The organism is Chthoniobacterales bacterium, from assembly GCA_035274845.1.
Classification (GTDB): domain Bacteria; phylum Verrucomicrobiota; class Verrucomicrobiia; order Chthoniobacterales; family UBA10450; genus AV80.
This window is the reverse complement of the sequence record DATENU010000009.1, coordinates 375377-390652: the sequence shown is the minus strand read 5'-3', so window position 1 is coordinate 390652 and position 15276 is coordinate 375377. Positions and strand designations below refer to the sequence as shown.

Below are 15276 nucleotides of genomic sequence, written 5' to 3'. Positions count from 1 at the left end.
GACGGCCCTCAGGCATGGAGACGGCCCTCAGGCATGGAGACGGCCTGCCCTCAGGCGGTGTGGGGAAGACAAACAACCCAACGGCAGGAGGGCGTGCTGTCTCCAATTCGATTAGTTTTGTCGATCCCGCTGAATCTGCATAATGTCGAAAGATGCTCCCGGCATTCGACCAGCAGCTCGCTAACACTCTCGCTGAGATCAGGTCTCAGGGGCTTTACAAAACCGAACGCATCATCACCACGCCGCAGGACGCGAAGGTCGGGATCTCCGGTGGCCGGCGCGTTCTGAACTTGTGCGCGAATAATTATCTCGGCCTGGCCGACCACCCTGCGCTCATCGCCGCGGCCAAGGAAGCGCTCGATACGCATGGCTTGGGAATGGCGTCGGTCCGTTTCATTTGTGGCACACAAGACATCCACAAGGATCTGGAGGATGAGCTGACCAGATTCTTGGGCACCGAAGACACCATCCTCTATCCATCCGCCTTCGATGCCAACGGCGGTTTGTTCGAGACCTTGCTCGGCCCGGAGGACGCCATTATTTCCGATGAATTGAATCACGCCTCGATCATTGACGGCATCCGGCTCTGCAAAGCACAACGGTTCCGTTACAAGCACAACGACATGGCCGATCTCGAGGCGAAATTGAATGAGGCGAAGGACGCCCGGCTTCGCCTCATCGCCACCGACGGATGTTTTTCCATGGATGGAACCATCGCCGACCTCGGCGCCATTTGTGAACTGGCGGAAAAATATCAGACGCTCACCATGATCGACGACGCGCACGCCACCGGTTTTCTCGGCCGGACCGGGCGCGGCACGCACGAATACCGCGGTGTGATGGGCCGGATCGACATCATTACCGGCACGCTTGGCAAAGCGCTGGGAGGCGCGAGCGGCGGATTCACCAGCGCTCGCCGTCGAATTGTCGAGCTGCTCCGGCAACGGTCGCGTCCATATCTTTTCTCAAACAGCGTCGCGCCGCCGATCGTCGCCGCCGCCATCAAGGCGCTCCAGATCCTGAGCGACTCCACCGAGCTTCGAGACAAACTTGAAACGAACACGAACTATTTCCGGTCGGCGCTAGTCGAGCACGGCCTGACCATCAAGCCCGGCACCCACCCGATCGTTCCGATCATGCTCGGCGACGCCGCCCTCTCCCAGAAGTTCGCCGGACGCATGCTCGACAAGGGAGTTTACGTCATCGGCTTTTTCTATCCGGTCGTTCCGCACGGCACGGCGCGGGTTCGCACCCAGGTTTCGGCCGCGCATTCCCGGGAGGATCTGGAATTTGCGGTCAGGGCCTTTTCGGAAACGAACAAGGAATTAGCCTAGCCATCCCGGCGGGATTAGCGGGGATGCAGGGCGATACTTGAGCCTACCCAGGTCTTCGCCTTGTTGAAATCGACGCCCATCATTTTTCCCTGGCTCATCCGGACAAGATTGTTCACCAGGGTTGGATCCCGGTCGCCTTCGGGCCAGACGAACATCATCCGGATTTCCGCCTTCGATTTCGGCCCGTCAGGCGTGGGAACGAATTCCGCGTACTGGACTTTCTTCTGCAGAATCCACTCGTGGGGCTTTTCGATTGCGGCCAGTTTTTCCGGCGTCGGTTCCATATCCACGCCGAGGCCGGCAAAGGAATAGAGCGGCTTCAAAACATAGTCGTCGAGGGTCTCGCTCGCCGGAAACGAGTCCGCGAAAAATGCCGGCGAAGTGTGTTCGGTCTTCAGAAAAGGCAGCGAATGTTTGCTGATCCGGAAATACCAGTTCGGGTGGCCCACCCATTCGACGTCGAGGTCTTCCTGAAAACGAAATGGAAGATTGAGATCGGGCCGGCGAATCAGTTCGTCGAAGATGACGCGGTTATAAATCCGTTCGATGCGCACCTCGCGCCCGTCCAGCTCGTAAAACAGTTCCCGTCCCCGCTTCTTCACCCCGGTCACACACACTGGACGAATGCCGAGCAATGTCCTCGTCGCCGCAAAATCTACCCGCGTCTTCTGTTTGTCCGGCTCGATCTCGAGCAGGATGACATTCTCAGCCTTCGCCCCGCTGATAATCGTCCGCCGCAGAATCTCGACGTAGGCGTCGTCCGTCATTCCTCCGAACGAGGAAGTCCAATCGCGCGGAATCGCCGGATACGCCTTGCGTAGACAATGAAGCGCCAGGAGTTGGAACCCGAAAAGGCTCGGGAACGCCTGGAGTTCGATCAGTCGAGGAACCAGCCGGCCGCCTTCGAGGCAAATGCCAAAATCGACCACCAGAAAATTCGGGTGCGCGGACTCACGCGGCACTTCCAGGCCGGTCGGAATGGCGTTTGCGGAATGCCGCGCGAATTCAGGTGTTCGAGTCAGATCGACCAGCGACGTCGCCGCGCGGGTCACCTCCTCGGTGAACTCGCGCGTCAGGAAAATTGGGGTCTCCGAAATTCGGAAGTCCGCCGGCCATTCCTCCGTCTCGTTCACGCAACGCAAGAGCGCTGCGTATTTTTCCGGGGTGAAATCAGCGTTGAACTGGGAACGAAGCTGCGGATCCATCTTGAGAGGCCGCTGGGGCTAGGCGCCAGCTGCTTGCTCGATGATACCGCTGATGTGCAGAGGTGTCAGGATCGAGACAATCCCTCTGTCGTCCGAAACGATTACGCGCCGGCCTCCAGGTGGGAAGTAGATGTGATCCACCGTAGGGACGGAATACTCGTGGCCATCGGAACTACGAATGGAGAAGGGAACAAATGGCGCCTTCCCGCAACGGTCGCGGATGTCAGCAATCATGCCGACAAACTACACCAAAAATTTCCCGCGCTCCATCACCTTGTCGTCGTCGAACCAGATGTCGAAGTCACGGCCCACACAATCGATGTGCGTTTTTGAGACCCAGGTTTGCCCGGTGTGTTCCGCATACGGATGGCCAAAAGCGATGTGGATGCCGGGGATCTTTTCGTCCTGCAAAATATTGCCGATCACATGGGTGCAGGCCGTGTTGGTTCCCACCGCGAACTCGCCCACGCGATTGCTGTTTTCGTCCGTGCTGGTGTAAGCGCGAAATTCCTCCAGCAATTCCTTGTTCGCGCACTGGAGATCGCAAATGCGATTGTTTTCGACTTCGATCCGGAGCGGCGTCTCCTGGATGTCGCCGTACTTCTGGCAAAGATAGTCCCCCACCACGCCGTCCACGACGAAGGTGCCGCGAGAGTTCATGGGAGAGGTGAAAATCTCGCCGCCCGGCAGGTTGCCCCATTTGTCGGGCGTGATGAGGCCGCTCGTTTTCAGCCATTTCAGCTCCGGTGAAAATTCGCCTTCGTAATCGGTCCCGGCCGGCGTTCGGCATTTGATCCGCTTCGCCTTTCGCGCGCGTTCCACCAGGCGCTGGCTGAGGGCATCGACCGCGCGAAAGTCAGCCCGCATTCCTTCGCGCATGATCTGGGGGGTGATGTTGACCATGTGGCCGTGACGAATCCGGTGCTTGTTCACCACGTCGCTCATCTGCATGCGGGAACGCAGCTCGCCGCGCTGGGTTTGCGCGCAAAAAATACTGACCTGCGATTGGGCCAGGTCCTCGAGAACATTCGACGGCATATCGACCAGGGGGCGCTCCGCGTATTCCTCCAGGACGAAAACGGCATGCTCCGCTCCGACCTCCTCGACCTCCGCCTGTAAGGCTGCGGCAATCTCCCGGGTCACCTCGTCAGTAATGATCGTGATCCGCTCATCTCGTTTGAGGCGTAAACAATCCCGAATTGCGTTCCGGGCTCCGGGTTGGAGCTCGGGGTCGATGGCCAAGGTATGAGCGCGGTCAGGCATAGAAAAAGCGAACGCTAGGTTTACCGCGAAAACGTGTCCGGGGCAACCGGGGACCGCCGTTTCCGGGCTCATTTTTCCCAATTAAGATGGCGCGCCGGGATTCGCGCGGCAGATTAGAACGTGGACAAGCTTTCGAGCTCTCAGTTGGATTGGAACGCAATCCGGGATGATTTCCCGATCCTGCGGGAGCGGGCCCACGAACATCCCCTTATCTATTTCGACAACGCGGCGACCACCCAGAAGCCGAGACAAGTGCTCGAGGCGCTGCGCAATTATTACGAGCACAAGAACGCCAATGTCCATCGCGGCCTGCACGAGCTCAGTTCCCGGGCGACCGAAGCCTACGAAGGTTCGCGAGAACGCGTAGCCCAATATATCGGCGCGGCCACCCCGGACGAGATCGTCTTCACCCGCGGCACCACCGAAGGCATCAATCTTGTTGCCCAATCCTGGGGCGGGAAATTTCTCCGCGCAGGAGATGTGATTCTTCTCACCGAGATGGAGCACCACAGCAATCTCGTGCCGTGGCAGCTCCTCGCCGAACGCGCCGGCGCCCGGCTCCGTTTCGTCCCGGTCCGCGAAGACGGCACTCTCGCACTCGATCAATTGCCTTCCCTGCTTACCGAGGAAGTGAAGCTATTTGCTTTCACCCACGTTTCCAATTCGCTTGGCACCATCAATCCGGTCCGCGAGCTCTGCCAAAAGGCGCGGGAGGTCGGCGCAGTGACGGTGGTTGATGCCGCGCAGAGCGCCGGACATTTGCCGCTCGATGTCCGGGAACTCGGATGCGATTTCCTGGCTTTTTCCGGTCACAAAATGTGCGCGCCCACCGGCATCGGGGCGCTTTACGGACGCGCTGAGCTTCTCGATGCGATGCCGCCATGGCACGGGGGCGGCGAGATGATCGTCAGCGTCACCTTGGAAAAGAGCACGTATAAGAAAGCGCCCCACCGTTTTGAAGGAGGCACCCCGAACATTGCCGGCGCTATCGGTCTTGCCGCCGCGATTGACTACATCGAGAAGATCGGTCGCCCGGAAATTTTCGAACACGACGCCCGGCTCACTCAATACGCCATCGAGCGCATGGCTGACTTGCCGGGCCTGCGCCTGCTCGGACCCGCCGGAAAACGGGGAGCCATTGTCGGCTTTGTCATGAACGCCGCGCATCCCCACGATCTGACCACTTTCGCCGATCAACGCGGCCTCGCCCTGCGCGGTGGTCATCATTGCAACCAGCCGCTCATGAAGAAATTTGATTTGCCCGGCACAACCCGCGCCAGTTTCTATTTTTACAACACCACTGCGGAGATCGATCGCATGGTCGAGATTCTGCGCGACGCGGCCCGCTTCTTTGCATGAGCTCCGAACTCGAAGAGCTATACCAGGAAGTCATTCTCGATCATTCGAGAAGGCCCCGGAATTTCGGCGAGCTCCCGGACGCAACCGTTCGCGTGCACGGCGACAATCCTTCCTGTGGCGATGAGATCCACCTGGCGGTGAAATTCGGCGCGGACGGTGCCTTGGAAAACATCAAGTTCACCGGGCACGGCTGCGCCATCAGCCAGGCCTCCGCCTCCTTGATGACGATGAAGCTGAAGGGGAAAACCCGCGACGCTGCCATGTCGATCCTGCGCGCCTTCCAGGGGTTGGTTACCGGCGACGGCGCCGAAGCTCCTCCCGAGCTGGGCGATCTCCGTCTCCTGCGCGGCGTCCGAAAATTTCCTCAACGCGTCAAATGCGCGATGCTCTCCGCGCGCGCCGCCGAACAGGCCCTCCAACAAAGCGCCGGCGAAACCTCGGTCTCGACCGAAGTCGAACCGTAATCGCGATCAATTTCGCGAAGAGGCGATTGGCAGGCCGACTATCGCTCCACTTGGGACGAGATTTCCCCCGGAAGGGTCGCGGAGTTCATATCCAGACCTTCGTAGGTTTCGGCCACGATGTGGTCGACGACCTTTTTCATGTCCTGGGTTTGCTCCCAAACCGCGAGCTGACGGTCGGCGCCGGTACCTTCGCGCAGGATCCGCTCGATGTGCGCCATCTCGCGCCTGCTTCCGAGCTCGTCGACTTCCGTGGAAACAAAATGGAGCAGTTCGTCGATCAGACTCTTCGTCTCGACTTCGGCTTCCCGCCCGAAATCAATCAGCTTGCCTTCGATGCCGTAGCGCGAGGCGCGCCAGCGATTTTCATCGAGAAGCCGGCGGCGATAAACCCGGAAGGTAGTGTTTTGCCGCAGCATTTTATAGAGCTTCGCCACGATGGCCTGGATCAGGGCGGCGAGCGCCAGGGTGTCGTCCACCCGTGATTGCGCGTCGCAAACCCGGAGCTCGAGGGTGTCGAAAAACGGATGGAGCCGGATGTCCCACCAGATTTTCTTGGCGTTGTCGACACAGCCCGTTTTGACCAGGAGCTTGCAGTAATCTTCGTACTCGGAGAGCGATTCGAACGCGTCCGGAATGCCGGTGCGCGGGAAACGCTCGAAAACCTTGAGGCGATACCCCTTCAGGCCAGTGTTGCGGCCGACCCAGAAAGGCGAATTGACTGAGAGCGCATAGAGGTGCGGCAGAAAATAGCGGACCTGGTTCATCACCTGGATTGCCGTCTCGCGTTCCGGAATGCCGACATGGACATGCAAGCCGAAGATCAGGTTCGCCCGCGCCAGCAGCTGCATGTCCTTCACGATCTCCTGGTAACGCTCGCCCTCCGTGATCAGCTGATCGTGCCAATGGGAGAATGGATGGGTGCCGGCCGAGGCAAACTTTAATCCGCGACGCCCCGCAAGCTGGGCCAGCTTGCTCCGCAATCCGGTAACGTGCTCCCGCGCATCGACGACGGATTGGCAGATCTCCGTGCCCAACTCGACCACCGACTGGTGCATCTCCGGCTTGATCTGTTCCTTGAGCAGGACTTTGCCGCCTTCCAGGATCTCCTGGATATGGGAGCGCAGCTCGCGCGTTTCCGGATCGACAATGGCGAATTCCTCTTCGATGCCGAGGGTGAACGTGTGGTCTTTCATTTATCTCCCGAACAGCGGGCAAAGAATTTCAGGCAAGATCGCTCAATGTCTTCTTCGTCACCGCCGCCTGAAGATATTTCCCCCAGCTCAAATTGTCTTTGCCGGGCTGATGCTCCTTTGCCTTGCGGATGGCCATGTCGGAAACGGCTTCGACGACCCATTCGAAATTCGCCTGCCCGACGCTGGCGGCTTCGGCATCCGGCGCGGGATTGCAAAAATCGATCGCGAGCGGCACTCCGTCGCGGATGGCGAACTCGACCGTATTCAGATCGTACCCGAGATACTGATTTAAGGTCAGGACACCTTCCTCGACCTTCTGCAAAATCTCCTTCGGCGCCGACCATTCTGTCTGGTAACGAAGATGATACGGGTGCCGCGGCTCGTAGGGCATGATCCGCACGTTGCGCTGATCGATCGAGTAGCAGCGGAAGTACATGTCGAACTTCACTTCCTCCTGCAACATCATCACGAGCTGGCCGGTCTCACTGTAAGCCCGGAAAAATTCCTCGGGATTATGGAGCCGATAGACATTCTTCCAGCCTCCGCCCGCGAACGGTTTGAAGAACGCGGGCCAGCCGACGTACTCGAAAATTCCTTCCCAATCGAGCGGATACCCGAGGTTGCGAAAAGAATTGTCGTTCGTATCCGGCGGCGGCGTGTGGGAAGGCAGCAGGACCGTTTTGGGCACCGCCACCCCGATCTTGGTGGCGAGCGCGTTGTTGAAAAACTTTTCGTCCGCGCTCCACCAAAAAGGGTTGTTCACGACCGCGGTCCCGGTCAGGGCGGCATTCTTGAGCCAGGCGCGATAAAAGGGCACGTCCTGGGAAATCCGGTCGATCACCACGTCGTACCCGCACGACTCGCCCTGGACGACCTTGTCGATCTTGACGAACTCCGCCTGAATATCTTTCCCGCCGGTTTTCATGTTCACCCGGTCGACAAATGCCGGCGGGAAACTGCCTTCCTGACCAAAGAGAATTCCAATTTTTTTCATAAGCTTGTGGGGCGCGTTGTCTGCCTAACCACAGTTTACGCAGACGTTTTGAAGCAGATCAAATCTTCGCGCAGGTAATAGGGAGCATATCGCGCCAGTAATTCCAGTCGTGAGGTTGCATTTGCCGGCGTCACTATTCGGAAGAAAAACGGCGTTCTAAACGAAAACTGGAAGAGATTTCTCGACAAGATTGTCATGACAAGCGATGCGTCTTGCCTTCCGATGCCGCCGCACACTTTGACTGGGAACATTCAACGCCATCGCGCCTTCCCCTCCAAAATCCTGAAGAATCGCCGCGACGTTCTGGTTTATCTCCCGCCCGGTTATCGGCGTTTCACGGGCCGGCGTTATCCGGTCCTTTATTTGCACGATGGCCAGAACGTTTTCGATGCGGCCACTTCTTTCGCCGGGGTGGAATGGGGAGTCGATGAGACCGCGCAACGCCTGATCACGGCGAAGTTGATGGAACCCGTGATCATCGTGGCGATCGCCAATACCGGAGAAGATCGCATCCATGAATATGCTCCGACGCCGGCCCGAATCGATCCGCCGAAGCGGAAACGGAGCAAAGGTTTATTGCGCAATTATGGCCGGTTTCTGACCGAGGAGCTGAAGCCGTTTATTGATGGCCGCTACCGAACGAAACCGGAAGCGGAGCACACCGCTCTCGGCGGCTCGTCGCTCGGGGGGCTCGCCACCCTGGTGCTCGGCCTTTGGCTCCCGAATTTTTTCAGCCGGCTCGCCGTCATGTCTCCTTCGATCTGGTGGGATGATTGCGTCGTCTACGAAATCGTGGACGCGATCGATGAGGAGGCCCGGCCGCAATTGAAGATCTGGCTGGACACCGGCACGCACGAGCCCGGCTGGGAACGAGGCCGGGAATTGCGCGACCGTTTCGTCGAGAAAGGCTGGCGGCTGCACGACGATCTGCACTTCGTCGAAGTGGAAGGGGCCGATCACAGCGAAGGAGCCTGGGCGGCGCGCATCGATCCGGTGCTGCGTTTTCTTTTTCCCCCAGCCCCGCCGCCGGTCGCAAAAATCGCTCCGCCGAAAAGGCGCCACCGCCTTCTGCAGCGCGCGGCGGCACTGACGAATCTATTCTCCGCTTAGGTAGCCGAACCGCGGGTCGAGCTTTCGCATCGCCTCGGCGGCGTAAATCAAATCGTCGCCCGCCAGGTAATCGGTAAACCCGCCGACCTTTCCCCGCCGCACTTTGAACGACTCGGGATCGCCCGGGTCCGTCGTTTGCAAAATCTTGGAGGTGAACGCTCCGGCCGTTTCCATCTTTTTCATGTTGCCGAAGCGCGAAAACTCGAGCGCGTGCGCGAAGGCCTCGGCCTCGGGCGGTTCCTCGCCGAGAAATCTCAGCAATTCCACAAAGCTCTTTTCCGGGTCGCGCTGCAATTCTTCATAGCGCAGGAGAAGGAAATTGGGTTTGCCCCACCACTCAGCGAGCCAGCCGTTCATGATCTCGATCATCGATCCGATACCGTGCCGACGGTCCCGCAGGACCTCGCCGATTTCCTTTTGTTTCAACTGATCGGGCGTCTCGCGGACGCGCCGGGTGAGCTGGACATAATGCGAGACGAAGGTGTCCCGCGGGTCGCGCGCCAGCAGAATGATCCTGGCGCGGCGGCGTTCCGCGGCGGGGATGAAATATTTTCCGCGCAATTGATCCCAGCGATCGGCCTTGGTCCGTTGCTCGAACCGGTCATGCGTATAAACAATCCGCGGGATGCGTGGATCGCCATACTGCTCTGGTCCGAGCGAGAAGGGATGGTCGCCGCGCCGGCAAAAATAAGCGCAGAGGAAGGTGCGAACCCAGGTGCGGCCGCTCTTGGGAATCGAAACCACGATGGCGTCACCGCCGGACAGTTCCCGGGCCCGGCTGCTCAGGTTCCAGCGGATTATTCGCGGCATGAATCGCCCCGATTGCTTCGGGCTATTCTGTCTCCGCGGCCGGCGTGACCGCAGCGGCGATTTCTTCGGTAAACTTGCCGAGCTTCCGGAACTTGTCGTAACGCTGTTCCATCAGTTCACCGATGGGCAAGGCCGAAATTCGCTCCAGGTTCCGGCGCAATGCCGTGCCCAGATTTGCGGCGGCCAGATCGTGATCGCGGTGCGCCCCACCCTCCGGCTCCGGCACGACTTCATCCACAACTCCCAGCGCCATCAGATCCTGCGCCGTCAATTTCAAGGCTTCCGCCGCTTCCGGCGCGTGCCGTCGATCCTTCCACAAAATGGCGGAGCACGCTTCCGGACTGATGACGGAATAATAGGCATTCTCGAGAATCAGGACGTGGTCCGAAACCCCGATGCCGAGCGCGCCGCCCGAGCCGCCTTCGCCGATCACCACCGCGATGGTCGGCACCTTGAGATTCATCATTTCGCGAAGATTAACCGCGATCGCTTCCGAGATATGGCGTTCCTCGGAACCGATCCCCGGATAGGCCCCGGGGGTATCGATCAGCGAAATTACCGGCAGCCCAAACTTTTCCGCGAGCCGCATCAGGCGCAGGGCCTTGCGATAACCTTCGGGGTGGGCGCAGCCGAAATTTCGCTTTACGTTTTCCTTCGTGTCGCGCCCTTTCTGGTGCGTGATCACAACGCAACGGTGGGGGCCCAGCCTGGCGAGGCCGCTCGGCATGGCTTTGTCGTCGCCAAAGACGCGATCGCCGTGCAATTCCACCCAGTCGGTAAAGCAACGGGCGATGTAATCGAGGGCGAAGGGGCGCAAAATGTGGCGCGCCAGTTGGACGCGTTGCCAGGCGGTGAGGTTATCGTAAATCTGCCGCCGCGTCTCCCGGAGCTTGTTCTCCATCGCCTCGACCTCAGAATCGAAATCGAGCTCGTGCTGGTCCGAGTGATTCTTCAGATCCTGAAGCCGCCTCTGCAACTCCAGGATCGGTTTTTCAAAATCAAGCGGCTTGGATTCCATGATGGAGACGTCCGTCAGTCCGTAATAGTCACCGCGGTCTTGCCGTTTACAAGGCTGCTCAATTCCTCGACATCCGAGGCCACCATCCCGAGGCCCGGCGGAGGCGGTTGGCCCGCAGCGTCCTTGTGGGTTGCATCCGGCTCGGCAAAAAGAAAATAACCGGGCTGCGCGAGACGAATCCAGCGAGTGCTCCCGACGTATTCCTTGGTGCCGAAGCCGACCCGTTTTCCGTTTTTCCACGCCAAAATCTCCGCCACCCGGGTGTTGATTCTCGGCGGCTGCTTCGCGGAGAGCTTCACCGTCTTGACGGGGTAGCGCTTAAAAAATTGGCCATGATTCAACAGAATGACCGTCAGCGCCCGGCGCTGGATAAAGACCGAGAAGTCCGGATGCGAAATCAGAAGCCGCTGCCCCACTCGCAGCATTGAGTTGGTCAGGTTATTCGTCCGCATGATCAATTCCGGCGTCGTTTTCGTTTTGTTCGCGATCTTGGCCAGGACATCGCCACTCCGGACAATGTATTCCTGTTTCTCCGGGGAACGGTAATCGGTGAAGAGCATCTCGATGTTCACCTGACCGATCAGGTCCTTCGCCTCCTCGGTGTGGAGGCCATTCGGAAATCGTTGGAGCAGGAGCATGAGAGCGTCGCGGGCCTCGATCAATTTGCCTTCCTGGCGCAGCTTGGCCGCGGCCTGGAATTCCGGAAGGCTTACGTCGGGAACGGGCTCGACCGGAATCTCGCCGCTTTTCTCCTGCTGGATTTTGCGCTCCGGCTTGACGAAAAGATCGTAGCTAAAGAACGCCGCTCCGCCGAAAATGACAATCGCGAGCAGAAGAACAAAGAGCCATTTCATGGGGCAGATGAACGTGGATCAAAAATCAATCGTGCGCACGTGTGACGTTGATTCCATTCAAATTGCAGGGCGTTGCCGCGGCGAACGCCTTCGCTGGCGCTTTCCAGAAACGCCCTACAAATCCAGAGCCGTTAGGAAAATGTCTCCCAGGCAGCGGGCTGAGGCAGCGGGTCGCCATCCTTCCCCCAGGTGAAGTGGCAATCCTGGCAGTAAAATTCTTTCGGAAAAACCCGGAGAGCGAAAAGGATGCTGGCGATGGAGGGCGTCAGGAACTTGCGGGTGAGCTGCGGATATTCGATCCGCGGCGACTTGCATTGGGGACAGCGGATGGCGGAGCCGATTTCAGGATCGCTCGCCTCCCACTCCAGCATCAACTTGTTAGCGGCCTCAAAATCTTCCTCCGTCACCAGTACTTTGGCGTTGGCTTGCGGCTTCGACATGAAGACCGCCTGTTGCAGATGCCCTTCGTTATGAACGTCGGCCTTTACTCCCGCCTCCTGCAGGCGCGTCTTGAGATGCTTGGCCTTGGAAGGCTCGTTGAATGTCGCGATCGTCACCATAATTTTCGCCGCCTGACATTCCCATCAAACATCAACTACTGGCCGAGTGCAAGATTGTGCGCATTGGAAGATAGACTTCCAGTCTGTCTCGGCGGAAGAGCATCCTGCTTGTCCCAAGAATCGACGGGCTGGAAGCACGTCGGCCGAGTCAGGCACGATGCCTAACTTCCCGGAGGAAACCATTTGTAGACCATCAAATACACCAGCACGCCAGTGATGGAAACATAAAGCCAGATCGGCATGGTCCAGCGAGCGATCCGGGTGTGGCGATCCCAGCGGCGGCGAAAGACGGGCACGAGCGTAAGAATCACGAGAGGCAGGGTGACGAACGCGAGCAGGATGTGCGAGATCAGCATCGTGAAATAGATCGGGCGAATGATTCCTGTGGCGGTGAAATGGGTGGAGCGCTCGCCGACATGGGCGTGATAAACGAGGTATCCAATCAAAAAAAGGGTGGAGGAAATCAGCGCTGGAATCATACAGGCCACGTGGCGTCGCCAGTAACCTCGCCGGATCAGGTACCAACCGGCGGAAATGAAAATCGTGCTGATGCAATTCAGCGACGCATTGATAGCCGGCAGGTCTGCAATCTTCAACAGGGGCAGAACGTTCAACGTCCAACGTTCAACGTCCAACGTTCAATTCAGAAGGAAGACCGCCATTCTGTTTTCATTGGGCGTTGGACGTTGGGCGTTGGACGTTGGACGTTTTCTTCATGCCGCCAGTTCTGGAGCCAACTCCCCCCTCCCTCGCCCGGCAGTTTTACCGTCGCCGGTCCAAGGCGCATCGGTTTGTTTCGCGCCGGGTTCTCCATCTTGCTCTCCTCGCCGGCATGCTTGGCCTGGGCTGGGGCGGATGGTACCTGGCTCGACGCGGCTTCGGTAAGGAATGGCGAGAACGCGTCGTGGAAGAACTTCACAAGCGGGGTGTCGAAGCTTCCGTCCGCCGTCTGACCCTCGACCCCGTCCGCGGCCTGATCGCGCAGGACGTCCAGATCTACGATTTCAAAAATCGCGAGAACACGCTCGCGGTGATCAGCGAGGTCGCCCTCGATATCAATTACGCGGCCCTCCTCCATCACCAGCCGTTTCTCAACGCCCTCGATGTCCGCGGCGCGGAACTGACCATCCCCAACCCGGACGCCACGCCGGGTGCCCCGAAGACGCAGATCAAGGAATTGCGCGCCCACATTTATTTTCCGCCGGAACAGATTTACGTCAGCCAGGCGGAAGGATTTTTCTGCGGCGTCCGGATTTCAGCCACCGGCCAATTGATCAAGCGCAACGATTACAAACCATCGGGCGAAATCTCGGATGAAGAGTGGCGCCAGCGTTTGCTGCTGATTCAGCGCATTGCCGGGGAATTAGGGCGTTTCCACTTTCCCGCTGATCCGCCGGCGCTCCAGGTGAAATTTACCGGCGATCTTTCGCAATTCGAGACCGTCCACGCGGAAGCGACCTTGCAGGGCGAGCGATTGCAGCGCGGCGGTTACGAAATGAAAAATCTTTCCGTCGCGGCGGAATGGGCCAACCAGACCCTGCAGATCAAGCAATGCGAATGGACGGACAACCTCGGGCGTTTCTCGGGGCGCTCCAGCTGGAGCCGCGAGACGAAGGCGATGGAGTTCCAGGGGCGCAGCACCCTCGACGCGAAGCAATTTCTCGATGCATTCGGCTTTGGCCAGCTCTTCGCGGACCTCGCCTTCAATTCTCCGCCCCTCCTCGAGCTTTCGGGTTCGGGCGATTTCGCCGGATCCACCCCAAAGCTCAGCCTGATCGGCCGCGCGGTGGTCGAGAACTTCAGTTACAAAACCGTCCCGTTCCTGAAATTGACCGCGGATTTTTCATGGGACGGCGAACGCGCCATGGTGCGTAATCTGCGGCTTCGGCATGAATCCGGTGAGCTCACGGGAGATCTTCTCGACGCGCCGGACGATTTTCGTCTCCATGTGGAAAGCGCGGTCGATCCCGTTATTCTGCGCGCCTTTACTTCACCGGAACTCGGCAAATTTCTCGGCGAGTGGGAATGGCGCCGTCCTCCGACGCTGCGCCTCTCTTTGCACGGCCCCGGCCGGCTCCCGGAAAACTGGAGTGGCGAAGGCTCCATCGCCACGCAACGAACCCGGTTTCGCGGCGCCTGGATGAACGAAGCCAGCGCGAATGTTCACCTCGATAAGGGAGCGCTCACTTTGGACAACCTGCGCATTGTTCGCGACGAAGGAACGGGGAGCGGATCGTTCACCTACGATTTTGCGAAACACGAAGTCCACCTGAAGGACGTCAAGAGCACGCTTCGCCCCACGGACGCGATCCTTTGGATCGAGCCGAGATATCTAAAGTTTGTCGCGCCCTATAAGTTTCGGCAGCCGCCGAACGTGGTAGCCAACGGCGTCCTCCATTTTCGCGGACCTAATGATCACCTCGAGATCAAAATCGATGCGCCTGCCGGAATGGATTACGTTTTCCTGGGGAAAACGCTGCCGATCGATCGGGTTTCCGGCCGTCTCCTTTTTACAGATGGGCGTCTCCAACTCGGCGATCTCCGGGGCACGCTCTTTTCCGGCGAAGTAAAGGGAACGGCGGACATCTCGGTGGAAAAAAACGACAAAAGTTACCACGCCAACCTCTCTCTGGACGGAGTCGATTTCCCGCGCCTGGCCGATCTTTATTTCAAATATGAAACGGCGCATGGGCGCCTGAGCGGCGCCTACGAATGGAACGGGGTCGGGAGCGAGCCCCGCCTGATGGATGGCCAGGGAACCGCGAAAGTGACCGACGGCGATGTCTTTGCTATCCCCATCTTTGGTCCCCTCTCCGGCCTGGTCTCCGCCATCATTCCCGGCGCCGGCTACAGCCTCGCGCGCCAGGCCAAGACGACGTTCACGATCAAGAACGGCGTCATTCACACCGACGACTTCAAGGTCTCCGGTAAGCTCTTCGGAATGGTCGGCCACGGCGATGTCCATTTTCTCGAGGACAAACTGGACTTCGACATCCGGATCGACGCCGGCGGTCCCGGTGTCCTCCTCACGCCCATGTACAAACTGTTCGAATACAAAGGCGAAGGCAGCATCTCCAAGCCGAACTGGCACCCGAAGAGATTCTAGATTGAA

Annotated in this window: 15 protein-coding genes; 5 read left to right on the top strand and 10 right to left on the bottom strand. The window is 58.9% G+C overall.

The window, feature by feature from the left end; translation table 11 throughout:
* The first annotated feature begins 152 nt into the window (after positions 1-152).
* Positions 153-1334, top strand: coding sequence for a glycine C-acetyltransferase (gene kbl, locus VJU77_05290; protein HKP02762.1), 1182 nt, complete (start codon positions 153-155; stop codon positions 1332-1334).
* Between the two features lie 14 nt (positions 1335-1348).
* Here the strand turns inward: kbl and VJU77_05285 are convergent, their stop codons facing one another.
* From VJU77_05285 to VJU77_05275, 3 genes are read right to left on the bottom strand one after another with little or no spacing between them, the layout of a single operon-like run.
* Complete coding sequence (locus VJU77_05285) at positions 1349-2539, bottom strand: hypothetical protein (GenBank protein HKP02761.1); 1191 nt, start codon at positions 2537-2539, stop codon at positions 1349-1351.
* Positions 2540-2557: 18 nt separating this feature from the next.
* Positions 2558-2773, bottom strand: coding sequence for a hypothetical protein (locus VJU77_05280; protein HKP02760.1), 216 nt, complete (start codon positions 2771-2773; stop codon positions 2558-2560).
* A gap of 9 nt (positions 2774-2782) precedes the next feature.
* Positions 2783-3802, bottom strand: coding sequence for an aminopeptidase (locus VJU77_05275; GenBank protein ID HKP02759.1), 1020 nt, complete (start codon positions 3800-3802; stop codon positions 2783-2785).
* Between the two features lie 120 nt (positions 3803-3922).
* Here VJU77_05275 and VJU77_05270 point away from each other — a divergent pair, with 120 nt between their 5' ends.
* Positions 3923-5161 carry a cysteine desulfurase gene (locus VJU77_05270; GenBank protein HKP02758.1) on the top strand — a complete coding sequence of 413 codons (1239 nt, stop codon included), beginning with the start codon at positions 3923-3925 and terminating at the stop codon, positions 5159-5161.
* Positions 5158-5625, top strand: coding sequence for an SUF system NifU family Fe-S cluster assembly protein (locus VJU77_05265; protein ID HKP02757.1), 468 nt, complete (start codon positions 5158-5160; stop codon positions 5623-5625). The genes VJU77_05270 and VJU77_05265 overlap by 4 nt, the downstream gene beginning before the upstream one ends.
* A gap of 38 nt (positions 5626-5663) precedes the next feature.
* On the opposite strand, the gene VJU77_05260 is transcribed toward VJU77_05265, so the two are convergent.
* Together VJU77_05260 and VJU77_05255 are read right to left on the bottom strand one after the other, a co-directional pair.
* Positions 5664-6818, bottom strand: a complete 1155-nt coding sequence (locus VJU77_05260; GenBank protein ID HKP02756.1) for a carboxylate-amine ligase — start codon at positions 6816-6818, stop codon at positions 5664-5666.
* 28 nt (positions 6819-6846) lie between these two features.
* Positions 6847-7812: a hypothetical protein gene (locus tag VJU77_05255; GenBank protein ID HKP02755.1), complete on the bottom strand. Its 966-nt coding sequence runs from the start codon at positions 7810-7812 to the stop codon at positions 6847-6849.
* A 222-nt stretch (positions 7813-8034) separates the two neighbouring features.
* Here VJU77_05255 and VJU77_05250 point away from each other — a divergent pair, with 222 nt between their 5' ends.
* Positions 8035-8922 (top strand): alpha/beta hydrolase-fold protein, encoded by an 888-nt coding sequence (locus VJU77_05250; protein HKP02754.1) that lies wholly within the window; start codon positions 8035-8037, stop codon positions 8920-8922.
* Here VJU77_05250 and VJU77_05245 read toward each other — a convergent pair.
* From VJU77_05245 to VJU77_05225, 5 genes are all read right to left on the bottom strand, one after another.
* On the bottom strand, positions 8908-9732 hold the full coding sequence (locus VJU77_05245; protein ID HKP02753.1) for a sulfotransferase domain-containing protein: 825 nt from the start codon (positions 9730-9732) through the stop codon (positions 8908-8910). The genes VJU77_05250 and VJU77_05245 overlap by 15 nt on opposite strands.
* Before the next feature lie 22 nt (positions 9733-9754).
* Positions 9755-10750 (bottom strand): acetyl-CoA carboxylase carboxyltransferase subunit alpha, encoded by a 996-nt coding sequence (locus VJU77_05240; GenBank protein HKP02752.1) that lies wholly within the window; start codon positions 10748-10750, stop codon positions 9755-9757.
* A gap of 14 nt (positions 10751-10764) precedes the next feature.
* On the bottom strand, positions 10765-11604 hold the full coding sequence (locus VJU77_05235) for a LysM peptidoglycan-binding domain-containing protein (GenBank protein HKP02751.1): 840 nt from the start codon (positions 11602-11604) through the stop codon (positions 10765-10767).
* Positions 11605-11735: 131 nt separating this feature from the next.
* Complete coding sequence (locus VJU77_05230) at positions 11736-12164, bottom strand: DUF2007 domain-containing protein (GenBank protein HKP02750.1); 429 nt, start codon at positions 12162-12164, stop codon at positions 11736-11738.
* A gap of 161 nt (positions 12165-12325) precedes the next feature.
* Positions 12326-12799, bottom strand: a complete 474-nt coding sequence (locus tag VJU77_05225) for a DUF420 domain-containing protein (protein HKP02749.1) — start codon at positions 12797-12799, stop codon at positions 12326-12328.
* Between the two features lie 80 nt (positions 12800-12879).
* On the opposite strand from VJU77_05225, the gene VJU77_05220 reads away from it, so the two are divergent.
* A complete protein-coding gene (locus tag VJU77_05220; protein ID HKP02748.1) occupies positions 12880-15270 on the top strand; it encodes an AsmA-like C-terminal region-containing protein in 2391 nt (796 codons plus the stop codon).
* Positions 15271-15276 lie beyond the last annotated feature (6 nt).